Below are 23,191 nucleotides of genomic sequence, written 5' to 3'. Positions count from 1 at the left end.
TAACAATTAAAAATCTATCAATTGAGATAAAAATAATTTCTTAGTAATTTGATTTTTATTTTATTATAAAAAAGTTATCGAAATGTAGGTTGTTGATGTGTTGATGTGTTGATGTGTTGATGTGTTTAGTGATATACGATTTACCCTTTATAAACAATTGGCATTAAAAACAGTAATTATCAATTCGGTGATTACTGGTCGCTAATAACTACGGCACAGGATCATGCCCATGTCCTCCCCAAGGGTGACAAGACAATATGCGTTTTGTCGCCAAAAAACTACCATATAGAAAACCATGTTTTTGAAGTGCCTCTAGAGCATATTGTGAGCAGGTAGGTGTATAGCGACAGGTAGGCATCGTATAGGGTGAAATAGCTGTACGATAAAACTTTATCAACAATAATAAGATAAACTTCAAGGGAGTAAAAAAGAAATCCAGTATTTTTCGGATAAGTTGCATCATTTTTTAGGAGTATATTGATTGCTTAAATATCGGATACAGGCACACATTTTACCATAAATGAAAGAATAAGGTAATGGCTGCCTTCCTAAATAAATAAACAACAAAGCAACTTGAATAGTTGGGCGGGCAACAAAGTGTTCTTCATTTTCTATTTGTGAAAGGAAATCGGGGAATTGGCCGTAAAGCTGGTGTTTGTTTTGACGATAAGCCTCTTTGATTTGCCTTTTGATAAGGTTGCGGTTATTCGCTTTTGGAATCGAACGTTTGGGAACGCTTACCATAAACTGCACAGGAAAAGGTGTTGGCAATTCCGTTTCGAACCATACAATTCGGAAAGGGTAAATTACCTTAGATTTAGACCGCCCTTTGTCAAACAATTGATCAATTATTTTTTTGCTTTTGAGGCGTTCCACTTTATGGAAAGTGAATCGGGGTCGGTCACTGGTCATTTTTGCAGTTGAAGTATAAAAACAACAATATGGCAACCAAACTTTTGAAGTCTGATTGCCATATTTAATATGTAGAAAAAGATATTTTAAACCAAAAAAATTAAATTCAGATACATAAACTTTGGAAATCAAAGTTTTATTGTACTTGCATTAGAATTTTAAGTTCGAATTCTAAGAGGAAGAACTATTTTAGTTTCAACTCGTCAGAAACGGTTAGTTTCTTTCTGCCTTTGGCACGTCTCCGTGCCAAAACCTTGCGACCATTTTTACTACTCATTCGCTCTCTAAAACCGTGTTTGTTCTTTCTTTTTCGCCTTGATGGTTGAAATGTACGTTTCATTTTCTTCGTTTTTTATAATTGGGCTGCAAATTTAGCATTTATTGATAGAATATGAAAATTTATTAGCCATTCATTGAAATTAAAAATTCTTCATTGGAGCGTGTCCCCCTCATGTGGTTCAATAAAAAGTTCATGGCTTCTTCAGTATTCATATCTGCCAAATGATTTCGCAGGATCCACATACGCTGCAATACATCGCGATCCAACAATAAGTCTTCACGGCGGGTACTAGATGCAACAACATTGATGGAAGGATAAACACGTCGGTTGGAGAGTTTTCGATCCAATTGAAGTTCCATATTACCTGTTCCCTTGAACTCTTCAAAGATGACTTCATCCATTCGAGAACCTGTGTCAATCAGGGCGGTTGCCAAAATAGTCAAAGATCCTCCATGCTCAATATTTCGTGCTGCGCCAAAGAATTTCTTAGGTTTGTGCAAAGCATTGGCTTCCACACCACCTGACAATACTTTACCAGAAGCAGGTGCTACGGTATTGTAAGCTCGAGCAAGTCGGGTGATAGAATCCAACAAGATGACTACATCATGCCCACATTCTACCAATCGTTTCGCTTTTTGCAGTACAATACTGGCGACTTTTACGTGTCGTTCGGCAGGTTCGTCAAACGTTGAAGCAATTACCTCCGCATTCACACTTCTTTCCATGTCTGTCACCTCCTCTGGTCGTTCATCAATCAACAAAATCATCAGGTAGGCTTCAGGGTGATTGGTAGCAATAGCATTGGCTACATCCTTCAATAAGAAAGTTTTACCAGTCTTAGGCTGTGCTACAATCAAACCTCTTTGCCCTTTGCCAATTGGCGTAAAGAGGTCAATGACACGAGTAGAATAAAGCGTTGGGTCGGTAATCAGATTGAACTTTTCGAGCGGAAACAATGGAGTCAAGTAGTCGAAAGGAACCCTATCTCTTACCTCCTCAGGACGCTTGCCATTGATTAATTCCACCTTCAATAGCGCAAAATATTTCTCTCCTTCTTTTGGAGGGCGAATTGCACCACGAACGGTATCACCTGTTTTCAGCCCAAAAAGTTTGATTTGAGAAGGGGAAACGTAGATATCATCTGGAGAAGTAAGGTAGTTGTAATCCGCAGACCGAAGAAATCCATAGCCATCTGTCATCATTTCTAAGACGCCCTCGCCTTGAATAACGCCGTCAAACTCAATATTGAAAACTTCTTTTTTGCTATAACGATCGTCTTTTCTCGAATCACGGCTTTCACGATTGCGAGAATCTCTATCTTGATCCCTATCCCTTGTTTCGCGAGGTTCTCGATCTCTCTCCTTTGGTTCACGAGATTCGCGTTCTCTATCTCTTGGCTCACGAGATTCGCGTTCTTTATCTCTCGACTCACGGGGTTCTCGATCTCTAAATTTTTCTACTTTGCGCTCTCTATCCCGAGGAGTAGATTCTTGGTTTTCTTCCTCCTCTTCGGGAAGTTGTTGAACAGGTTCTTCTGTTTTTGGTTTGTTATCAGAGTTTTTCTTCTTGAGACTGGTTTTGGCAGGAATTCGAGTTTTTGGTTTGGTGTCGGTAAGCTCCACTGGCTGTTCTTCTTCCTGTGGTGTTTCGACGACATCAATATTAGCAGGAGTGGATATTTTGGCTTGTCTGTCCAAAATTTTAAAGATTAAATCTTTTTTGGTTAATCTTTGGTGGCTATCTACCTGAAAACTCTCTGCAATATCTTTCAATTCGGGAACCAGCATCTCATTCAGTTGCAGAATGTCGTACATACGGATATGATTTTAAACAATTGAAGTGAACATACTTGTTTGAGGTGATAAAAAAGGGGTTGAATATTGTTAATTGATTAGAATATTGTGATTAAAAATGGTAATTATTGTAACTAAAAGTAGTGTTGGGTAAATGATACAGTGTGGCTGTAAAATCTAAGGAGGCACTTATGTTGGAATCTGTGCTGCAATATTACAGCAAGTTTTTGGAAATACCTATTAAAAACGCAATAAAATTAGGCAACATTATAATTCAGCACATATTTCATGCCAAAGGGTTGTTAATATGCTGTTGGCCAAACTATCTTTGCAAACATTTTTAACTTCGTGTTAAACAATCTAATGCTAAGATAGTTTTTATTTCATAATAGTTTACTCAATTTTTTAAAGAACGTTTCAAAATGAATAAATTTTTGCAATTTTTTGTTGCTTTAGTATTAACAATTGGTATGGTTTCTTGCCAATCTGCTCCAGATGCCCCAAAAGCGGATACGCAAGAGGCAAAAGATACAACTACCCCTACTAAGGCTGGGGAAGAACTGATGATTGACTTGGAGCAAAGTTCTGTTACATTCATCGGCACTAAGCCTACTGGACAGCATACGGGTGTTGTTAAGATTTCTAAAGGAAGTAGTCTTACCATTAACAATGGTGAAATTACTGGCGGCAAATTCGAAATGGATTTGACCAGTTTCAAAATTACAGATCTTGAGGGCGAAAATGGTGAAAAATTGACCAATCATCTTAAAAGTAATGATTTCTTTGATGTGGTCAATCACCCTACTGCAACTTTTGAGGTTACAGGCGTGAAACCTTATGCTGGTGAAGAAGGTAATGAGGCTTCAGGTGCAACGCACATGATTTCTGGTAATTTGACTTTGAAAGGTGTTACCAAAAACATCGCTTTTCCTGCTAGTTTGGGTGTTGATCGGGGAATGGCGAGAGGACGTGCCAATTTTAACATCGACCGAACAGAGTGGGGTTTGGCGTATGGTAATGATAAATCCCTCGGCGACCGCTTTATCAATCCTCAGGTGAATATTCAATTGATGATTATGACTGAGAAGTAATTTTCGAGATTTAATTGAAATTTAAAAAAGGCAGTTTCTTTTGGGTGGGAAGGAGAGACTGCCTTTTTTATGGACTTCTACTTTTTATGCTGTGGTATCAAGACCTTCAATCTGCCCTGTAATTTTCCAAATAGCAAATACGAAGTTTCCAAAGCCAATGCCAAATAAGGCAATAAAAGTCAATATTCTCCATTCTTCTTCTAATCCAATTTTTTGGATCAGTGCCGCCCCTACTAAACTGAAAACAATTAAGCTGACAAGCGCAATAATGACTAAGGAGTGTTTGACGAAACCTAAAGAACATCGTTTTTTGATGAAAACGTTTGTTTTTTGTTGGGAGATGTCGTGTTTTGTTGTTTGTTTTTTCATTATTATTGAGGGTTTAGTGCCGCGCAGATTGAAAATTAATCCACACGACAAGGTTTAGAAAATTTTGAATCGGAAGAAATTTAGAGAAAAGCATCATCATCAAATACATCGAGGTGCCCTTTAACCATTTTCAAAACAAATTTGTAAGGCGTTTTGAGTAAATGTAATCCATTGCTTATAACCCATAAGCCAAAGAGAACCAATAAAACTGTAAACGAAACTCTAACGATTCTATCCAGCCACTTGTGCTTTTCTCTACATGCTTTGAACCATTCTGCCTTTTTATCTATTTTCAAGGCATAGTATAAGGTAGATAACTTATGCTCAAGGATTTGATTAACTCGGTCGGTAATACTGATAGCTTTCTGGTAGATATGATTTTGTTGTATGCGATTGAACAATATGCCTATGATTTTTAGAACTGCATTTGCATAGGTCAAATCACTTTTGAAGTTTTTCAGAAATTCCATTAATTTCCCAACAGAGCCAAAGTTACCTTCTTGTAATTCTTGATTTTCAATCTCCTCTTCGACTTCTTCTTCCATCGTATCCAATTTCTCCCCTTCCTCTTGAACCGTCTGTTCTTGGTAATGTTGCTGGTTGGATGCATAGCCCAAAAACCAAATCCAACTACTTATCAACTTAGGCGACATAAGAGGCTGAATGCGAATCAATTCATCTGTGAAAATTTGGCGATGGCTATCAAAAGATGCAATCAGTTCGGAAAAGCTTTCAACACCATTCAATTGTTCTATCAATTCAATTGGTTCATTGAAGGACTGTAAATCTCGTTCGTAGGCTACCAAGATAGGGGTAATGGTGCCAATGATTTTTAGATAGTTTGTACTACTCATTTTTATTTATAGGTTATTGTTATTGAATAAAGCTTGTCTAATGGATTCAGAATATCGCGGCGATTTTTCTTACCCCTTGAACAAAACTTGATAGTTTGTTCTGCAATGTCTGCTTTTCAGGAACTACCCATTCTTTGTTGTATTTTTCTTTGACATAGCTAAAATCGCAGGTATTAGCTTTAGCCACCTTTAGATGTTTATACCATGTTCGAGCATCAGGGGGGAAAGGATAAGGGCGTAGAATAGATTGTAGGGTTCGGATTTTTTTATTGCCAGACCATACTGCTTTTTGAAAAGTAATAATGCCAACTTCTCCTAAATTACTAACCCGCCCTTCTTCAATCAATTTCTGTAAAAAGACGTAACTGTTAAACAGTTGGTCCTTGTGCCCGCTTTTTAGGTGCTGCTGGAATAAGAGATAGTTATAACCATTGGTTAGAATTTTTTCTTCAAGCTCGGAATCATATAGGGGGCAGATGTCGCAGCCTATCTCCAAGAAGTGATGATACCTGTCTTTGTTTTCGTTTGCTATGATTAAGGTTTTGTTTGATACGATCATTTGGATATTTGTTTTGGTTTTGTTTGAAATATCTTGAATGTCGTATAGTATAGGCAAGGATAAAGCCAAGAGGAGAAATATTTCTTGTTGGCTGATTATCAGTAGAATAATTTTTGAAACGTTTTTAGGTATGCGAAAATATTTAGCGTTTTATTTCAATAGTCACGAAAACTTTCGGATTTTGAGTACGAGGGAGGTTGTAGGATGGAATTTTAAGGTATGTTAGTAGATGAATTAGAGCATTCAGAAAAATTTTCGGATTTGAAATTTATTTAACGATACTAATTCGGAAAAAAATACGAGATAAATATTTTCACATTGATTTACATCTGTTTACAAATTGATTGCATTTTGGAATACCTATTGTAGAGTAATAACATGATTTCATCACAAAAAAATATCATTCATGGAGAATTTAGTTGAGTATAAGATTTTTATTTCAAGTGATTTTTTTAAGGCAGAAGAGCTTTTTGAGTCGTTGAATACTCCAATTGAGTCTGAAAGTGATTTAGCACTTGAATTAGAAGAAATTCCAGAGGGTAGTAGAGCTTGGTTTGACCCTTATCTTTTAGCTCTTATTACGTCGGGGACATTGTTGGGAACATTAAAGTTGATTGTTGGACACTTGCAATATATGCATAAATCTAAGTATCAAAAGTACATTATTGTTGAGATGAAAGACGGAACGACATTTGAGTTCCCTCTTGATTTTGTTGACGATGATGAGGCAATTAAAAAATGGCTAAGAGATAATGGCTTACTCCTTAAAGATGTTAAAAGTATAAGAGTTAGGAAAGAGTGGGAGTAAATGATGTTAAGTTGTTACACTCTATTATATATTTTTTGCAGCTCTTTATAGGTATATTTACAACTGTTTATGTAAATAATGTACTGACTTTCTTGAGCTTTATTTATTGATATATCTAGCTTATTACAAGCTTCTAAAAATGCTTGTTCATAACATTTTTTATTTTTTAGAGCCTTGTAATAAGCTTTTGAAAAAGGAATAGCTGTTTTTTCCGCAGATATATAATGATTGACTCCTATTACATAAGGAATGCCTGTTTCTGCAATTTTTTTAGCTTGTTCACTTGAAAAACACGCATTTAGTACAACACATTCAATATGAAAATCCTGATTGATCAGTTTGAATAAATTCCGTATTCCATAGTGTGACGTACTTTCAGGTTGATTCGGGTGACGATCAGAATTAAGTACTAAATGCCCATTAGGACTACCATGACCTGAAAAGTGAATAATTGGATAGTTAGTTCCTGGTTTTTGAAAGAAATTCCATAAACCTGAGGGGGTTAGTTCGGGCTTGTATTTTGTTTTGATCTGTTCATCAATTATGTTTTCCTCCTTCTCTATAGTAAGTTTGTCTATTTGAGGACAAGCTGCCAAAAATAGAATTTCACTATCTTCCTTAAATTGCACTTTTTGATGTTTGTATTGCAATCTTATGATAGCATTTTTCTCTTCTTTTAAGAATTCAGCTTCTTTCTTTAAGTGGGTGATATATTCACTAATAAAATTGGGGGAATCAACTGTCCACAACGCTTTAGGAACGTGATCATACCAAGTGGGAGTAGTAGGCATACCTTTTTCTATAAAAAATGAATACACAGATTTTCCTTTATGAGGTTTAAAAAAATGAATATAGTCTGTTTTATATGTTTCTTTATACTGTAGCCCCATAAACTGGTAGAGGTAGAGGTATTCTTCATCTACAAAGTGATTATCGTCACTAATTTTTCCTGTTATTTTACCTTTAGTTTTCAGAAATTTAATAAAGGAGTGTGCGAAATAGTTGTGTTTCGTTTCTTCAGAAGGTTCTATTATCTCTGCTATTTCTAATAGCAGATAATCTTCCTCTTTTAAGGAAGGTAGAACATATTGTGAGAACGAAGCATAAGATACATACCATAATTTTCTTTCTGTAAGCACTTTGTATGCAAAATTAAATTTACTTCTTTCGGTTTCACTCAAAGTAAGATAGTTGTGGTAGTTGGCTTTTGTTAAATCCAAAATAATTTTTGACTTGGTGAGTTGATAACCCCCATTAAGTGTTTTAACTTTTAATGGAGGTTTAGGGTTCTCTTTCTCTTGATTTTTATCCAACTCTTCCTCATATTTTTCAACCAGCTTTAGTAGAGTTACTAGATAATTATCTTTGGGATTCCGTTCTATATCCACGTTTACGTTTTCTACTACTTCTTCAACCGTTTTATATATTTCTGTATTGATTTCTACCTGCAAATCTTTTTGGGATACTGCTTCAAAATCTGTTTTTGAAGTTTCATTCATAAACACACCTTGCAAGTTATATTTTTTTAGGATTGCATGTCTCTTATCGGTTTTTAAATCACTCAAGCTGTTTTCGCTAAAACATTTTATGATATCCTGATAAATAGCGTTTTTTACTGCGGGTAATTTCTTATTGAATGGATTGGGCATTGTATAGCGGATTTGTTTATCAATGTCTATTTTCAATTTCTATTTGAAGACGATTAATTTCTTTATTTAAATCTTCAATTTCTTTACAAAATTTCGAACTCAATCTTTCATTTTCTTCCAGAGTAATTTTTAAATATTTATTGATTTCTTCCAATGTAGTGTAATCGAAACTATGGCTATTATCCTGAAGATGATTATTTTCTATGCGTTCAATCTTTCTTTCCAATAATTGATTCCAATCTTCACTTTTTTGTAAGTGATACAAAAGGAGTTCCTTTTTCCTTTGAACCTCCCTATAATTCCGTGCATTTTCAAAGCTTTTAAGGTGCTTCAATAGTCGTTCCTTTTGTTTCCAATCTATTAAATCTTCTTTATTGAGACTATACGATTCAAATTCAATCTCGTATTTTTTCACAACTGCTTCAATATCTTTTTTATTTATGAATAAATAATCTCTATACTTATCAATAAAATCTATTTCTTCGTCTTTGATTTCAAACACTATCTCATACAACTGCGGAGTCGTAAATCCTATAAAATTTCGACTGTATTGTTCTAAATAAATTTTTTCATCCTTCTTTTGTAACTTACATACTTCTTTCTCCAAACATCCCATCACAACCAAAGAACTATGCGAATTCAAGAAAAACTGCACATTTGGAAAATGCTTTCTCAATAAAGGAACAATCTTCTGCTGCCAAGAAGGGTGTAAATGACTGTCAATTTCATCAATAAAAACAATTCCATGTGTTTTGCTTGCGTCCTTTATTTCTGATTCTTCTTCTTGGATTTTAGATGGTGAATTTTCCTCTGGAGGAGGCATATTTTTTAATTCCAAATAATGGTAAATCAAGCCAAAAATAACCATCACAGAAAGCGTTCCCTGCGAAGCATCTTGTAGTTTAATGATTTCTCCATTGGTAAATGAGGACTTGACATAGAGATTGTTATCCCCTTTAGTTGCGAGGCCTACCTTCACAAACTCAAAATATTCCTCCCCTCCTATCAATTCCCTATATACTTCTTCCAATAATGCAAAGATTGGATGCTTCTTTGTGCCTTTGATTTCACTTTCCCTATAATACCCACAAAGCAAATTCAGCAAATGCAAAATGGTATTGTTAAAAGGTCGTTTTTCGATATAAGCACTTGCGCTATTTCCAACAATATCTTCTTGTATATCTGTCGGAAGTTGTTTGCGTGCTTTGTCAAAAGTTCGAACATCTGGAATCGCTAAAATGGGGATTTTGGGAGTAGCAGAATTGAAGAAGGCTTTGCTTTGATGGATGTCCATTGGTTTTTCCTCTCCTTGTACTTTGATGCGAATTTTTGCTTGAATATTTTGTGGTTCATTGTTTCTGTGCATTTGTGTATCAATTCCAAAGAAATCCAAAGCATAGTTGCTATCACACATCAAAGAGAGAAGTATTCGACTCAAAAAGGTTTTTCCATAGCCGTTTCGACCCAATAAAATATTGATATTGGGTTGTGGATTCCAAGAAACATCTTTGAAAACAACCAAGTTGGATAGATGGATTTTATCAATAGTGAGTTTTTGTTGGAGTAGTTTTTTGTATTGGAGTTTTTGTTTTCTTTCTCGATAACGCATAGGATAGGAATAGTGAGACAACTTTATTCTATCATAGGCAATAATAATTTCGTCCAAAGTTTTAATCCTGTCATCTATGGATTGTATATCTATATCATCTTCTTCTTCTTTTGAAAGAAAAGCATGTTTTTCCAGCAAAGAAGGAATAGTGTTTTCAATTTGGTGTAAGATTTCTTTTGGAATTACCCTTGTGTGATTCTTATCAATATAGGCGTTTGCCCCTACATCAAGTAATCTATGAATGGTTTCTCTATGGGAGGAAATGACCAAAATAGGAATCATCGTATTTTTTTCTAGTCTAAGTTTTTTGATAAAACCCTTTCTTTTCTCCTTTTCCTGTTCAATATTCTCCCTATTACCATGTCCATCTCTATTCAAAACAAAGTCTATTGTCAGCAAGTCATATCCTCCATTTTCTACTTTGATAATTACCTCGTCTTCACTTCTAGCTTGCTCGACTTCAATATTACTTCTTTTTAGTTGTCTCCGAACTTTTTTGACAAAATTCTCGTCATTCTCCAACATCAATATCTTATAGTTTCTACTCATTTTTTTGTGGTTAAAGTGGTTTTATCTACAAATGGTTTTATACTTTTCTACAATAATTGGATGGGTTTCCACTAATTTTTGATTCTTTTTCCAATAGGTTTTAATCAAACTTCTTAAATTATCTGAATCCCAATTAGTGTCAATTTTCCGAGCAATATCCATTTTTTTCTCTTTGTTTTCCAAACCTTTAGCTATCAATTGAAGATTACGAATGATTTCTTTTGTCTTTGCATCTTGGGCTGTTATTGAAGAAGAAGCCCCCTGCATTTTAGCAGAAACTTTCAATTCATCCGTCAAACAATCCATATCTACTTGTTCTTTGTCTTGAATCATAGCCACCATTACCATTTTTTCGACATTTGATTTTAACTGACGGATATTGCCCTCCCAGTGGTGGTTATTCATCAATTGTAACACCTCTTTACTGAAAACTTGTCTAACATCTTCATCAATAAAATAATTGGCTAAAGGAACAATATCTTCCCTTCGTTCTCTAAGAGGAGGCAAGTGAATTTCCATGCCCCTTTTCAATCGGTGGTACAAATCCAGCAAAAATCGGTCTTCTGTTACTTCTTTTTCCAAATCCTTGTTGGTGGCACATACGATTAAGATGTCTAATTTTTTATAACTGTTTTGTCCCAATTTCCGAACCTTATACGACTCCAAAAAACGCAAGAGTAGCCTTTGCGTTTTTTTGTCAATCTTGCCAATTTCATCCAAAAAAAGAATACCTCCATCGGCAGCCTCAAACAATCCTGTTTTGTCCTCAGTTGCATCTGTAAAAGACCCTTTTTTGTGACCAAACAACATACTTTCCATCATGCTTTCCTGTATTTCAGCAAAATGCACTTCCACAAAAGGTTGGTCTTTGCGCTTGCTCACTTGATGATAATACCTCGCTACCACCTCTTTTCCTGTCCCTGTTTCGCCAGTAACGAACAAATGTACCTTATCCAATTCAGCCAGTCTTTGGAGCTTTTGTTTTACTGTCATCAATTCTTCATTGGCAGTGATGAATTGATGAATTTCTTCTGCTGTTTTTTTGGCTCTTTTGACTGACTTTTGAAGGTTTTGATTTTTTTTTGCCAACCGCTTATTGGAGAGAGAGGGGCGGATGGCTTTCATAAACTTTTTATTCCATTCTTCTCCATTGTATTCCTGTTTCGACAAAAAATTAACTGCCCCTTCCGAGATAGTATCCATTACATTTCTAATCACACCTTCATTAATGGGAATGGCACTGACGACAATAATGGGTGTATTATCATCTACTCCTTTGATGGTTTGAATATTCTGAATACCTTCTTCAAACAATTCATTTCCCTCTAAATCCAAATCCAATAAAATCAAATGGGGATTCCATTCTTTGATTTTCATCAAACCTTTTGATAGATTCTCAGCACCTTCAAACTCAAACCTTCTACGAAAAGCCATCCGAATTTTGCGGTGAAATTCTTTGTCATCGTCAATAATCAATATTTTATAATTGGTTGCCATAAAAAAGGTTTTAGGTGATAGAATGGGGTAGAGATAGTAATGCTTACAAATAAACAAGTAAGTGACGGGTCAGCAAATGGTCAATTTTTTCCAATTCTACTTCAAAATTTCCCTGTTCAAACAAGGCTTCATTTTTGGATAAATCTATGGAACTAGTTTTAAGTGCTTGGAAATAAACAGATAGTTTTTGCATAGCACTTTCTACTTCCTTCAAATGTTTTTGAAATGGGGTATGTTTTAAAAAAGGCTTGTAAAATTGCCACCTTTCCAACATCTGCTCCCATTCCAATTGTCCAGATGCTCGTATGGATTCATTTTCAATCGTTTCATAATCCCATTTGTATTCATCTTCGAGGGCATTGTATTCATCATAAGCTACGGTCATGGTATGTTTCAAGGCAGTTAAATACTTGCAAAAACCTTGTCGGTTGTGTCCGTCCGTAAAGCGTTTGAGATAATGTTTGATGTCCCATTCGCTCAGTCTGTCTTCTAGAACCTCTTCTTCGGCATAAACTTGCTCCAAAGTTGGAAAAGAAGAACTGACCAAACTCGTTTGCCAATCTCCCAAATCCAAAATATCTCGGTAATTTTCACAGCTCATTCTATCACAGCTCCAATAACCTATGTTCATCAGTCGAATATTGGGATAATAATCCAATAAATAGGCTTCCCAAAAATAGGAAGTGTCTATCCATCTAGTAGAACTTCCTTTTAGGTCTATTTTTGTCGGGCTGATGATCAATAAATACTGTACTTTGTCCAATTGCTTCAAATCCTCCAATGGAATCAGACGGTTTTCTGTGGTCAATTGCGATTGAAGAAATTGAAGAGCATCGGGATTGTCGCCTGTATAATAAATAGCTGGGTTCATAGTGGTTTTGATTTTGCTTGGTTTAGAGATTGTTTCCTGGAAGAACAGCAATTAATTTTCCCATTTCATCTCGAATGTCCATCAACTCTTGTTTTGTTATATTTCCTTTGTGTGGTACATCTTTTAGAAAAATGGGGCGCATGGCTTTTTCGAGTTTTTTATAAATATTGTGTGCTTCTATATCCTTTGCATCATTCTCCTGTTTGTGTTCTAAGTTGGCTCGTACATCATCGAAGGTGTAGGATTTTTTGCGCTTTTTCTCAAATTTTGACAGCTGCTCAATTTCCTCATTCAATAATTCATATTCTTCTTCATTCGTTGGCGGATTGAATTCATCATACTCTTCAGGTTCTATTTCGTCATAACAACCTAAAAAACTTTTTATTCGATAATAAATTAAGTCGCTTTTGGGGTACTTAGCAACATCATTCACATCTTCCAAATATTCAATAAGAAGGTCTTTTTCTATTTTATTTTGTAGAAGAAGCTTTTCCAAACCCAATAATATCTTAACAAAATCGATGAATAAAATTTTTAGCTTTCTTTTAAACTCTTGTTTGTAATAGTTCCATACATTATTGAAATACCATTTATCAACGATTTTTTCTTGTTCATTTTCATACTCGCTGTTTTCAACCATGTGGTAAGTTCTGAGAACTTTCTTTCCTTGTTTTCCTCTATAAAATCTTCCGATATGGTCTAATAAGCCTTTTCTTTCTGAATGATAGTAGATGTAATCACGACCTGTTTCAAATAAAAAGCAATTGACAATATATTTTCCTTTCTCCTCCAAAAATTGCAGCACATCGTTATAGTCGTAGTGATGTCCTCTATGTAGAAAAAGCATGATTTCTACCCTATCTCCATTTTTACTGTATTTTGTGTAAGTTTCTTCTATCAACCGATTTAATATTTGACGTGTTTTATTGCCTTTGTAAATATTGCAGCAGATAATTCTCGCACCTTTTACTATCTGTAAAGAAGAAGATTGCTCTTGATTTTCTTCTTTTTCATTATTGCTTGAGTCATATATTTTGAGTCCTCCTATCCTTAGGGTTTCATAAAAAGGTTTTTTTTCTTTTTGATTGAAAAAATCATCAATAGTGTGTTTTTCTAAATATGTATCGTTTAATTGATAATCAACCAAACATCGCCACTTCCAGTTAATCAGTAGAATACGCCGTGTAAGTTTTTTAGCCATCTTTTTGTTTTTAATCGTTGAACAAACTTTTGTATGAATGATGTTAAGAACCAAATAATACCTTTGTTGTATAATATTTGAGATTGAAATCATCGTTCAATAAAATGGCATCTTCTACGGCTGCCAATAAGCTTTCAATAGGGCGAAAGGTGACAAAACGGTCGTATTGATTTTTCTTCAATTTGTCCCACCATTCGATTCTTCCTCTACCTGTAATGATGACCAAAACAAAATTATCGGGAACTTCACTTGGTTTTTTGCCCTTCAATACCCGTTCTTCAATAAAATCAACTATTCCTCCTTCACCGTAGTGTTCATTTGGGTTTTTCTTTTGCTTCATACGTTCGATAAAAGAAAGGTGAACCACCAAAAAGTGATACTGTGTTAAATCTTGTGGTTCCATGACCTCTTCCCATTGCTCAAAATTCTCATCGTAAAACTCCAATTGCAGTGCATCACTAAAATAATCCACTCTATCAGGAGGAATTCGTCTAAAAACCCTTTCATCAATAATAACTGCTTTGGTAATAAACGTTTCGTACAGTTCATAAGCAAGCAAAGGCTTCAATTCTGAATCCGCCAAACCTCCAATATCTTCCACATCAAAGAAATTCCTCAACAGAATTCCTGTTGAGCGGAAATTGCACATATTCGTATTGGCTATGCCCCCACCATGTGCAACGGTAAGAGACCTTTTGTCGGAAATAGAATCATAAAGATTTTCGGTTATGGAATCATCTTCAAGGATTGCATCGGCATTTTCAAAATATAAACTGCCATTGTGGTAAACAAAACGGTATAAAACATCTTGTTTGTCTTTTATTTCCTCCTCGTCCTCTGAATCTACAGAAATCGCCAACTCAATGGAAACAGGTTCTTGTGTCTTGCTCCATTTGTGAAGCCATTTTTTATAAGCCTCTTGTATATCATTGTTCGGGATAGGTTGTTGTAAAATGCGAATAAAGCCTTCTTGTCTAAGCTTGACATACGCATCTCTATTGTCTTTTTCAATATGTAAAAACTTAAAGCGCGCCTTATTTTCCCAACTAATTCCCGCTTCTCCTCGAAAATAATGAATGTTCTCTGCTTTCCACAGATGAATGTATTTTTTGTAATACACTTCCTTAGATTCGCCTCCATATTTTTTCAAAAACTCATGGTATTCATCATCATAGGTGTTTTCTTTTGTGGTAATTTCGTACTTGCGTTGACTGATTTCAAATTCATATACATCTTCCGCTCTATTTGCTACTGGACTAACTGCTGCTTTCACCCAAGGATAATAACGTGCGTCTCTATCTGTCATTTTTTCAGGCTGTACACTGTCAAATGAATTGTTGAACAACATCGCAGCACATATTTTATCTTGATACATTCCGCCCAGTCTGGGACGATAGGTTTCTTCCGTAATGATGTCTTTTGCCAAGCTTTCAAAACGCTGTCCAATCAGTCTTCCATCCAAGTCAATAGAAGGATGCTTCAGCCAGATTCCTAATTTATAAAGTTCATACTTTTTAAAAGGAGTAGCAACATCCTTATCTGAATTTACAGGTCGGGTATGAATAGAAAGGTTGACAATTAGACCATTATCTTGAGCGTCTGTGAGTGCTAGCCCTTTGTAGTGCTTGATGTTTCTAATTTCGTTTTCCAATACCGTAAATAGAGCATGTTTGCCCACTACACCACTCGGAAAGAAGGCAATCGTGTTGATTAACTCTTCTCTAAACAAGTCAAAGTTATCTCCTCTTTCAATAAAAATACTATCCACAAATTCCAAGTTTTTAGTAGCTTCCTTTTGCTGACTATCTCGAACTTTGCGTTTGGCTTGATTCTCTTCCAAATAAAAATCTTTGAAATTGATAGTCGCCAATCTTCCGTCGAGCAATACATTCCCTACCTTTTTGATGGTTTTTCGATTGGTAACAGGAGTAAGTTCATATTCTTCTGTATAAATGGTAAAATGAAAATGGATTTTTTGGATTTTTTCTGAATTGGCAATAGAGCCCAAGTACAAAGGATTGTTGATAAATTCTTTGAAAAGCACATTGTATAGATTAAAAAATTGACCTGTAAAATTGGTCTTGCGGGTAATGGCATTCCAAAAAATGGCTTTTTCCGCCAAAAAACGCAAAAAGGCACTCAATTCAGTTGATAGTGGTTCGTTTACACGTTTTTTGTGTAATACCAAAGGGTTTTGATTGATGTCGTTTTTGTATTTGTCTAATAATCTCTTTAGATTATTTTTCTTGGCATTGGAATAAATAGCTCTTTCTGCAAACCACCATGCCAAAGCAGTCAAACTATGTGTGCTGATATTGTGGGCAAAACTGTCTATAAGTATAGAAATGATGGCGTTTTGGCGGTGTTGGGATAGGATTTGTTTTTGTTGAGTCAATATTTTTTTTGTCGCTTCATTGCTAATCGCAATTCTTTTTTTATGGAAATAATCGGAAATTTCATAAAATTTTCGAAACTTACATTCTTTCATAATTGGATTCTGACTAACGTATTCAACATCATAGTCTAACTGGTCTAATTTTATTTGAGTGTATTGTTCTATATTTTCAAAAGCTACATCCCAATCCAATAGTAAACTTTCAAATTCTAAACTAAAAATCTTAATAATGCGTTCAATCGTATCTTGAATACTTAATTTTTCTATTACACTCAATTGTCCAATAATATGAACTACTCCTTCAAAATTTCCAAACGCAATAATGGGAATAGATATAAAGGCATCCTTTTCTAAATCCAAAAAGCTTTCGAAAATAGCTTTTTCTGTAGTTCTAATTTTGGTTCTCGTATCGTTTTCAAGAGGTTCAACAAAATATCCTCGCAAGTTACCCATCTTTATATCTTTCAAAGATAGTTCTCCCTTTCTAAACTTATTCAACATCTGATAAGTATGTGAGCTTTCATAATCAATGACTGTATCATCTAAAAACTGCCAATACTCCTTCAAGTTTCGTTTAATGGTCTTTTTTTTTCTTAAAATTCGCCTTTGTATTTCGATACCTCCATAGACAATAGGTGTTATATTTTTATTTCTGTATTTTGGTAGTCTTGCTAAATCTTTATCAACAAAGTTAGTAGAAATGGTAAAATTTCCTTTTATGTTTTCAATGTGATAGAGTACGGCATGTAATCTATCATGAAGCATGTTTGTAAACTCCCTGAATTGGGGTATGGTATATTCTAAAGGTTTGGTTATTGATATCATAGGAGGCTGTATTATTTGGTTTTTTCAATTTTATTTAATTCGTAATAGTATTTATTCCATTTTGTTTTCTCAATTATATCCATAATTAAGGAAGCGGATGGATTTTTTATATTTAGGTAATTATCCGCTAAATTAGCTATATTTTGCCCTACCTTTTTTGCTTTTTGGATAGCTCTACTCTTTAAAATTTCTTTGGTAACTTCCAAAGAGTAATTATCAATATCGTTAGGCTTTGTAGGCTTTGATAGGTAATTTTCAATAAGGCGTTGTTGATTTTTTGACAAGTGATATATTAGAGGTAAAGTAATGTTTCCATTTTTCAAATCACTATAGGAATCCGTTGAGTTCTTACCAACTGTATTAGAGGATAGGTTTTTCCCGTTATTTTTTATTGGAGGAACAAAATCTACGATATCATTCGTAATTTGAGTAGCAACTCCAAATATAACTGCAAAATTGGATAAATCTTCTTTTTTTGATTCATCCTTATACCCCAAAATGTTCAGGACAAGCTGAGTCATAAACGTATAAAAACATCCATTCGTTAAATAGATGCGTCTAAAATAAACTTCAATAAAATCTATTTTCTGAGGAATTTCTCCTTTAATGGATTCAATAATAGGACGAATACAGTCTAAGTCAGAAAACAAGCCAATTGAAGTCTGGCAAATAGATAAGGGAGGATTTTTTTTGTAGGAATCGTAGTGATTGTATTCTTGCTCAAGACGCTGACCCAAATCCACATGAAGCAGGATATTCGAGATACTTTTTTCTACCACTTGTTTAATCTCATGCCCATAGCCTTCAATCTCTTGCTGAATATATTGAAATAAAATTTCTCTCAGAATATTGCTCGCTATCAAATTACGTCTAACTGCGGCGATATTTTTAACATCAAACTTCTCATCAATTATCTGATTGTGTAAATATTGAATCACAATTGTTACTTCCATAATAAAGCCCAGTTTAACCTTAAACAATTCTTCAAGTTGAGCATCGGGTTTTTCCACACCTTGTTCCCAAAGTATGTATTCATATATTTTTCGGAGGAAATAGGCTCTTTGAGGCAGTATATTCTTTTTCCACCTTCGGTTCAATAACTCAAAGCAATAAGCAGGCAAATCATCCTGTTCAAACAATTGATATTTTGACAATAGTTTTTCCATTACCCTCATTTCGGGTTTAATTAGTCGGAAAGTTTCCTTCATTTCCTCGAAACGACGGTCGGATATATTGTCCTCTTTCATAGTGGCTTGTAATTGGCAGTTGAATCAAAAAGTTTGCACTGCTAATAAAAATTTAAACCACATTATTTTCAACAAGACTTATTGGAGATAACACCTTCGTCTTTCCAAGTCAACAAGTATAGGCAAATACATAGCCACTTTAAATATTTACTGGTTATCAGACATTTAAGAGAAATTGAGTTTGAGAAAAACGAAAAAAAAACGTATCAATAACATCATTGACCCGAAGAATTTTCGGATTTGCTTTATTATGGTTTTGCAAGATTGACGACAAATCAATACCGCCTTGATAATCAATATTATATTTTTATTTTTCTGATGTGAGTTTCTTAAAAACCTAACTTTTTTCGGAAATTTCTCTTTTAGTCGAGTTATTTTAGGGCTAATTGTAGAGAATTGAATGAGTTTAAGCTTGTGCAAAATATTGATTAATAAAACATTAACTAACAAATGTTAGTTTTGGTACACTACTTGACTATCTTAATCAAGTAACCAAATTGGTTATTCCACTCTAAAAAAGCAACACAAATGAAAAATCGAAAAAACAATTTCTTAGAAGAATTAGACATCACCAAATTAGAACTCCCATGTGGTTGCCGTCAAATACCACAAAAAATGATTCTTATAAAGTTTCAGCCCAAAGGATGGTGGACTTATTTTAATACTGCCTACTATAAATGTATGGTTTGCGGTTGTACGAAGAAAGTATTTGTAAAAATACCTTGGTTCGATCAACCTGAATTGATTGTGGAGGTTGTGAGAAATGGAGACTCTTAGTTTTTATACGCTTCAAGCGTCTCCTTAAACACCCTCAAAACTCTTTCCCTCGCCTCCTTATGCACTACCATAGGCTGAGGATAGCTTGAAGTCCCATACTCCGCCACCCACTTTTTCACATACCTCAACTCCTTATCAAACTTCTCCAACTGAGAAGTCGGATTAAACACCCGAAAATAAGGAGCTGCATCACAGCCCGTACTTGCAGCCCATTGCCAGCCACCGTTATTAGAAGCCAACTCAAAATCCAAAAGTTTTTCGGCGAAATAGGCTTCACCCCATCGCCAATCAATGAGCAGGTGTTTGGTGAGGAAGCTCGCCACGACCATACGCACCCGATTGTGCATAAAACCCGTTTCGTTGAGTTCACGCATACCCGCATCTACAAGCGGATAGCCCGTTTTTCCTTGACACCATTTCTCAAACTCAGCTTCATCATTGCGCCACGGAATATGCTCATAAGCAGGTTTGAAAGCTTTATGGACGACATGCGGAAAATTGTAGAGAATCATTTGGTAGAAATCTCGCCAAATCAACTCGTTGAGCCAACCTGCACTGAGTTCCAAACCTTTTGCAGCCATTTTGCGGATGCTGATGGTGCCGAAGCGGAAATGTACACTTAGGCGGCTTGTGTGGTCTTTGGCGGGAAAATCACGGAGGGTTTTGTAGTCGTCCAGTAGGCTTTCGTCCAAATCCATTGAAGGGAAATCGGTGTCAGTTTCTTCAAAGCCGAGGTCTGCTAAAGTAGGGAATGGCAATAGTTGTGTTTCATAGAAGTTTTTGAAGTAGAGGGCAGAGGAATTGATTTTGGGTGGAGTTTCTTTGTAGGCAGCGAGCCATTTTTTGCTGTAGGGAGTGAAGACGGTATAAGGTGTTCCATCGTTTTTGACCACTTCCTTTTTCTCAAAAATTACGTGGTCTTTGCAGCCTTTGAAGGGGATATTTTGGGATTGCAGCAATTCGTAAATGGCTTTGTCTCTTTCCTGTGCGTAGGGTTCATAATCTCGATTTGTATAGACTGCGGCGATATCGTATTCCTTCAATAGTTGTTTCCATACTTCAATGGGTTTGCCGTGTTTGATGAGCAAACTCGAACCTTTTGCAGCCATATCTTCTTGGAGGCGAGAGAGTTCTCGATGGATAAAATGTACTCGGCTATCTCGTTTGTTTTCGAGTTGGTCGAGGATGTTGGTGTCAAATATGAATAAGGGAAGGACAGGCAAATCACCGCTGAGGGCTTTGTGAAGTGCAGTGTTATCATCCCATCGAAGGTCTCGACGGAACCAGTGTATGGCTATTTTCATTTTTTTTTTGAAGGTTGTATGATTCTTGAGGAGATTACGGAAATTTTTAAAATTTCCGTAATCTGTAGGCCTATATAAAACGGAGTAAAAACAGTTTGAAGGGGAAATGGTTTAAATAAGGCGAAAATGCTATTTTTGCAGCCATTTGCTCACTATCGGAGGGTTTTGAAACCCTCCGATAGTGAGCAAGTTAATTATTAAAACATTTACTTCTTATGACGCAAGAACAAGAATCAGTACCTAACAAAAAAAGAAGTTCTTTTTGGAAAGTATTGCTGATGTTTACTTTTGTGGGATTGATTGCAGCAGCAGGATTTGGTTGGTCGTTTTACCAAAAAATATATGCTCCCAATGTGACCGATAACAATGGGCAAGCACACAATTTGTATATTCCAACAGGTGCAGGCTACAGTCAGGTGTTGGAGATTTTGAAGGAGCAGGAAATACTCAAAAATGTAGCGGATTTTGATTGGGTAGCGCAAAAAATGAATTACCCTAACAAAATCTATCCGGGGCGTTATGTCGTGAAACAAGGCATGAGCAACCGAGAATTGGTAACAAAATTGAGAATTGGAGAACAAACGCCTTTTAATATCATCATCAATAATATACGAACCAAAGCGCAGTTGATTGACTTGGTAGAAAGCCAATTGGAGGCAGATTCTATAGAGTTGGTCAATTTGCTGAACGACAATGCTTACTTGCGCTCCAAAGGGTTTGACAAAGAGAGTGTGATGGCGGTGTTTATATCGGACACCTATCAATTCAACTGGAATACGAGTGCCGAGCAGTTTTTTGAGCGGGCATTGAAGGAGTACCAGAAATTTTGGTCAAATGAACGAAAGGCGAAAGCAGATGCGCTGAAATTTACCCCTATTGAAGTGACTACGTTGGCTTCAATTGTGGAAGAAGAAGCTGCAAAAAATGATGAGATGCCCCGCATTGCAGGTGTGTATGTCAATCGTTTGCGAACTCCAGGATGGCGATTGGATGCCGACCCTACTTTGAAGTTTGCTTTGAATGATTTTGAAATCAAGCGAATTTTGGATGTTCACAAGGAAGTAGATTCTCCCTACAATACCTACACACACGATGGTTTGCCACCTGGTCCGATTCGTATTCCTTCAAAGATTGCGCTGGATGCAGTCTTGAATGTGGAAGACCACGACTATATGTTTTTCTGTGCGAAAGAGGATTTTTCGGGCTACCACAATTTCGCAAAGGATTACAGCACGCACGTTCTCAATGCCAAACGCTATCAGAAGGCTTTGAATGAACGGAAGATTTTTAAATAATGATTGGTTGATTGGTGACTGGTTATTAGTAGGGCAGCCTTGAAATATTCTTTTTTGTTTTGACACAGTTCGTTCAAATTTTATTCCTGTTCAAAAAAACAAAAATATGACTGATTCAAATCGTTACATTATTGGTGGACTTGAGGGCTATACGCCGCACATTGCCTGCTTGGTGAGTATGATGAACTATGCCAGAACAACGACCAAAGATGCAGTTGAAGGTTTGACCATGGAAGAGTTGGATTATTGTATGGATGAAAAAAGCAACTCTATTGGAGCTTTGCTTCAGCATATAGCTGCCGTGGATTTTGTGTACTATCTTTTGACTATTGAAGAAAGAGAGGAAAGAAGCATGACCAAAGAAGAGACTGAAAAATGGGGGGCAGCTTTGGATTTGGGAGACAGGGGACGAAAGGAATTGAAGGGGAAAACCTTGGAAGAACTCTTTGAATTGATGGACAATCAGCGAACTAAAACCTTGGCAGCATTGAAGGGAAAGGACGATGAATGGCTGCTCAAAGCGACCAAATACTCTTCTGATGGTGAGGGAAAGTGGAACAATTACTGGAAATGGTTCCATGTTTTTGAAGATGAAATCAATCACCGAGGACAAATTCGTTTGTTGCGAAAGCGATTGCCAATTGAATTGTAAAAAAAAGACTTTTGAAATTGGTTGATACCTAAATTCAAAAGTCTTATGAAAAAACATAGAATTTTTGCAACTCTATAAATTACACGATTTTATCTGCCTATATCAAACAGCAATCCAAAGCTGACCACAGCTTGGTCCACTATTTCATCACCTAGAACCGTTTTGATTTCTCCGTACAAATCCATGTTGCTGGTGATAGGAACGTGCAAACCACCTCCTAAATTGATTCCCAACTCCGAGTCGGTATCAATATCTTCAAAGCCATAAAAAGTGACGTTCAATCCTACCAATGGGTAAATGTGCATCCCTCCTGATGTGTAGAAATTCCAGTGAAAGTCACCGTTTAAAGTATAAAAATTGAACGGCCCATCTACAAAAAAGTAAGTAAAATTGGGTGCAAAACTGGCAACGGGGCCCAGCTTGAAATCTCCTCTAACTTGTAGTCCTATTTCTTCAATGTCCGTTCCATAAGCCAAACCAAATCCGAGTTTTGATTGTCCTTGAGCTTGTGCTTCGATATTGCAGCTTAAAATGGCAAAAATAGCAAGTAATAAAGGGACTAAAATTTTGTTTTTCAGCATGATTATAGGGTTTTTTAGAGTAAAAAAATATTCATCCAATTTGATATTCGATGAACAAAGTTGTTGATTGTAG

General features: G+C 35.8%; 21 protein-coding genes. 5 read left to right on the top strand and 16 right to left on the bottom strand.

Features of this window, described 5'->3' with window-relative positions:
• Positions 1 to 208: 208 nt before the first annotated feature.
• From yidD to rho, 4 genes are all read right to left on the bottom strand, one after another.
• Entirely contained in the window at positions 209 to 460 is a 252-nt protein-coding gene (gene yidD / locus R3E32_25315; protein MEZ4888072.1) for a membrane protein insertion efficiency factor YidD, read from the bottom strand.
• A complete protein-coding gene (locus R3E32_25310) occupies positions 460 to 912 on the bottom strand; it encodes a ribonuclease P protein component (GenBank protein MEZ4888071.1) in 453 nt (150 codons plus the stop codon). The genes yidD and R3E32_25310 overlap by 1 nt, the downstream gene beginning before the upstream one ends.
• Positions 913 to 1,096: 184 nt before the next feature.
• On the bottom strand, positions 1,097 to 1,252 hold the full coding sequence (rpmH, locus tag R3E32_25305; GenBank protein ID MEZ4888070.1) for a 50S ribosomal protein L34: 156 nt from the start codon (positions 1,250 to 1,252) through the stop codon (positions 1,097 to 1,099).
• Between the two features lie 62 nt (positions 1,253 to 1,314).
• Complete coding sequence (rho, locus tag R3E32_25300; protein ID MEZ4888069.1) at positions 1,315 to 3,006, bottom strand: transcription termination factor Rho; 1,692 nt, start codon at positions 3,004 to 3,006, stop codon at positions 1,315 to 1,317.
• Between the two features lie 401 nt (positions 3,007 to 3,407).
• On the opposite strand from rho, the gene R3E32_25295 reads away from it, so the two are divergent.
• Entirely contained in the window at positions 3,408 to 4,076 is a 669-nt protein-coding gene (locus tag R3E32_25295) for a YceI family protein (protein ID MEZ4888068.1), read from the top strand.
• 84 nt (positions 4,077 to 4,160) lie between these two features.
• Here the strand turns inward: R3E32_25295 and R3E32_25290 are convergent, their stop codons facing one another.
• From R3E32_25290 to R3E32_25280, 3 genes are all read right to left on the bottom strand, one after another.
• A complete protein-coding gene (locus R3E32_25290) occupies positions 4,161 to 4,445 on the bottom strand; it encodes a hypothetical protein (GenBank protein MEZ4888067.1) in 285 nt (94 codons plus the stop codon).
• Between the two features lie 80 nt (positions 4,446 to 4,525).
• Positions 4,526 to 5,299: a hypothetical protein gene (locus tag R3E32_25285; protein ID MEZ4888066.1), complete on the bottom strand. Its 774-nt coding sequence runs from the start codon at positions 5,297 to 5,299 to the stop codon at positions 4,526 to 4,528.
• Between the two features lie 46 nt (positions 5,300 to 5,345).
• Positions 5,346 to 5,858, bottom strand: a complete 513-nt coding sequence (locus R3E32_25280; protein MEZ4888065.1) for a hypothetical protein — start codon at positions 5,856 to 5,858, stop codon at positions 5,346 to 5,348.
• A 406-nt stretch (positions 5,859 to 6,264) separates the two neighbouring features.
• On the opposite strand from R3E32_25280, the gene R3E32_25275 reads away from it, so the two are divergent.
• Positions 6,265 to 6,666: a hypothetical protein gene (locus tag R3E32_25275; protein ID MEZ4888064.1), complete on the top strand. Its 402-nt coding sequence runs from the start codon at positions 6,265 to 6,267 to the stop codon at positions 6,664 to 6,666.
• Positions 6,667 to 6,680: 14 nt separating this feature from the next.
• On the opposite strand, the gene R3E32_25270 is transcribed toward R3E32_25275, so the two are convergent.
• The 7 genes from R3E32_25270 to R3E32_25240 form a co-directional block, all read right to left on the bottom strand.
• Positions 6,681 to 8,315, bottom strand: coding sequence for a hypothetical protein (locus R3E32_25270; protein ID MEZ4888063.1), 1,635 nt, complete (start codon positions 8,313 to 8,315; stop codon positions 6,681 to 6,683).
• Positions 8,316 to 8,334: 19 nt separating this feature from the next.
• Complete coding sequence (locus R3E32_25265; protein ID MEZ4888062.1) at positions 8,335 to 10,473, bottom strand: AAA family ATPase; 2,139 nt, start codon at positions 10,471 to 10,473, stop codon at positions 8,335 to 8,337.
• A gap of 21 nt (positions 10,474 to 10,494) precedes the next feature.
• Positions 10,495 to 11,970, bottom strand: a complete 1,476-nt coding sequence (locus tag R3E32_25260; GenBank protein ID MEZ4888061.1) for a sigma-54 dependent transcriptional regulator — start codon at positions 11,968 to 11,970, stop codon at positions 10,495 to 10,497.
• Between the two features lie 43 nt (positions 11,971 to 12,013).
• The gene (locus R3E32_25255; GenBank protein MEZ4888060.1) at positions 12,014 to 12,841 is read right to left on the bottom strand and encodes a hypothetical protein; all 828 of its coding nucleotides are present in this window, start codon (positions 12,839 to 12,841) and stop codon (positions 12,014 to 12,016) included.
• A gap of 22 nt (positions 12,842 to 12,863) precedes the next feature.
• A complete protein-coding gene (locus R3E32_25250) occupies positions 12,864 to 14,135 on the bottom strand; it encodes a hypothetical protein (GenBank protein ID MEZ4888059.1) in 1,272 nt (423 codons plus the stop codon).
• Positions 14,086 to 17,202, bottom strand: a complete 3,117-nt coding sequence (locus R3E32_25245) for a hypothetical protein (GenBank protein ID MEZ4888058.1) — start codon at positions 17,200 to 17,202, stop codon at positions 14,086 to 14,088. The genes R3E32_25250 and R3E32_25245 overlap by 50 nt, the downstream gene beginning before the upstream one ends.
• 71 nt (positions 17,203 to 17,273) lie before the next feature.
• Positions 17,274 to 18,509: a polyprenyl synthetase family protein gene (locus R3E32_25240; protein MEZ4888057.1), complete on the bottom strand. Its 1,236-nt coding sequence runs from the start codon at positions 18,507 to 18,509 to the stop codon at positions 17,274 to 17,276.
• Positions 18,510 to 19,037: 528 nt separating this feature from the next.
• Here R3E32_25240 and R3E32_25235 point away from each other — a divergent pair.
• On the top strand, positions 19,038 to 19,286 hold the full coding sequence (locus R3E32_25235) for a hypothetical protein (protein MEZ4888056.1): 249 nt from the start codon (positions 19,038 to 19,040) through the stop codon (positions 19,284 to 19,286).
• On the opposite strand, the gene R3E32_25230 is transcribed toward R3E32_25235, so the two are convergent.
• On the bottom strand, positions 19,283 to 20,590 hold the full coding sequence (locus R3E32_25230) for a deoxyribodipyrimidine photo-lyase (GenBank protein MEZ4888055.1): 1,308 nt from the start codon (positions 20,588 to 20,590) through the stop codon (positions 19,283 to 19,285). The genes R3E32_25235 and R3E32_25230 overlap by 4 nt on opposite strands.
• A gap of 215 nt (positions 20,591 to 20,805) precedes the next feature.
• On the opposite strand from R3E32_25230, the gene mltG reads away from it, so the two are divergent.
• Positions 20,806 to 21,885: an endolytic transglycosylase MltG gene (gene mltG / locus R3E32_25225; GenBank protein ID MEZ4888054.1), complete on the top strand. Its 1,080-nt coding sequence runs from the start codon at positions 20,806 to 20,808 to the stop codon at positions 21,883 to 21,885.
• A 106-nt stretch (positions 21,886 to 21,991) separates the two neighbouring features.
• Complete coding sequence (locus R3E32_25220) at positions 21,992 to 22,537, top strand: DinB family protein (GenBank protein MEZ4888053.1); 546 nt, start codon at positions 21,992 to 21,994, stop codon at positions 22,535 to 22,537.
• Between the two features lie 89 nt (positions 22,538 to 22,626).
• On the opposite strand, the gene R3E32_25215 is transcribed toward R3E32_25220, so the two are convergent.
• Positions 22,627 to 23,118 carry a hypothetical protein gene (locus R3E32_25215; protein ID MEZ4888052.1) on the bottom strand — a complete coding sequence of 164 codons (492 nt, stop codon included), beginning with the start codon at positions 23,116 to 23,118 and terminating at the stop codon, positions 22,627 to 22,629.
• Between the last annotated feature and the right edge of the window lie 73 nt (positions 23,119 to 23,191).

The organism is Chitinophagales bacterium (genome assembly GCA_041392475.1).
Classification (GTDB): Bacteria; Bacteroidota; Bacteroidia; order Chitinophagales; family UBA2359; genus JAUHXA01.
This window is presented reverse-complemented; position numbering and strand designations above follow the sequence as displayed.

What these genes read in the sequence shown, in the direction of transcription:
- yidD (MEZ4888072.1), bottom strand. Translation starts at nt 460, where the DNA reads ATGCAACTTATCCGAAAAATACTGGATTTCTTTTTTACTCCCTTGAAG.
- R3E32_25310 (MEZ4888071.1), bottom strand. Translation starts at nt 912, where the DNA reads ATGACCAGTGACCGACCCCGATTCACTTTCCATAAAGTGGAACGCCTC.
- rpmH (MEZ4888070.1), bottom strand. Translation starts at nt 1,252, where the DNA reads ATGAAACGTACATTTCAACCATCAAGGCGAAAAAGAAAGAACAAACAC.
- rho (MEZ4888069.1), bottom strand. Translation starts at nt 3,006, where the DNA reads ATGTACGACATTCTGCAACTGAATGAGATGCTGGTTCCCGAATTGAAA.
- R3E32_25295 (MEZ4888068.1), top strand. Translation starts at nt 3,408, where the DNA reads ATGAATAAATTTTTGCAATTTTTTGTTGCTTTAGTATTAACAATTGGT.
- R3E32_25290 (MEZ4888067.1), bottom strand. Translation starts at nt 4,445, where the DNA reads ATGAAAAAACAAACAACAAAACACGACATCTCCCAACAAAAAACAAAC.
- R3E32_25285 (MEZ4888066.1), bottom strand. Translation starts at nt 5,299, where the DNA reads ATGAGTAGTACAAACTATCTAAAAATCATTGGCACCATTACCCCTATC.
- R3E32_25280 (MEZ4888065.1), bottom strand. Translation starts at nt 5,858, where the DNA reads ATGATCGTATCAAACAAAACCTTAATCATAGCAAACGAAAACAAAGAC.
- R3E32_25275 (MEZ4888064.1), top strand. Translation starts at nt 6,265, where the DNA reads ATGGAGAATTTAGTTGAGTATAAGATTTTTATTTCAAGTGATTTTTTT.
- R3E32_25270 (MEZ4888063.1), bottom strand. Translation starts at nt 8,315, where the DNA reads ATGCCCAATCCATTCAATAAGAAATTACCCGCAGTAAAAAACGCTATT.
- R3E32_25265 (MEZ4888062.1), bottom strand. Translation starts at nt 10,473, where the DNA reads ATGAGTAGAAACTATAAGATATTGATGTTGGAGAATGACGAGAATTTT.
- R3E32_25260 (MEZ4888061.1), bottom strand. Translation starts at nt 11,970, where the DNA reads ATGGCAACCAATTATAAAATATTGATTATTGACGATGACAAAGAATTT.
- R3E32_25255 (MEZ4888060.1), bottom strand. Translation starts at nt 12,841, where the DNA reads ATGAACCCAGCTATTTATTATACAGGCGACAATCCCGATGCTCTTCAA.
- R3E32_25250 (MEZ4888059.1), bottom strand. Translation starts at nt 14,135, where the DNA reads ATGATTTCAATCTCAAATATTATACAACAAAGGTATTATTTGGTTCTT.
- R3E32_25245 (MEZ4888058.1), bottom strand. Translation starts at nt 17,202, where the DNA reads ATGCTTCATGATAGATTACATGCCGTACTCTATCACATTGAAAACATA.
- R3E32_25240 (MEZ4888057.1), bottom strand. Translation starts at nt 18,509, where the DNA reads ATGAAAGAGGACAATATATCCGACCGTCGTTTCGAGGAAATGAAGGAA.
- R3E32_25235 (MEZ4888056.1), top strand. Translation starts at nt 19,038, where the DNA reads ATGAAAAATCGAAAAAACAATTTCTTAGAAGAATTAGACATCACCAAA.
- R3E32_25230 (MEZ4888055.1), bottom strand. Translation starts at nt 20,590, where the DNA reads ATGAAAATAGCCATACACTGGTTCCGTCGAGACCTTCGATGGGATGAT.
- mltG (MEZ4888054.1), top strand. Translation starts at nt 20,806, where the DNA reads ATGACGCAAGAACAAGAATCAGTACCTAACAAAAAAAGAAGTTCTTTT.
- R3E32_25220 (MEZ4888053.1), top strand. Translation starts at nt 21,992, where the DNA reads ATGACTGATTCAAATCGTTACATTATTGGTGGACTTGAGGGCTATACG.
- R3E32_25215 (MEZ4888052.1), bottom strand. Translation starts at nt 23,118, where the DNA reads ATGCTGAAAAACAAAATTTTAGTCCCTTTATTACTTGCTATTTTTGCC.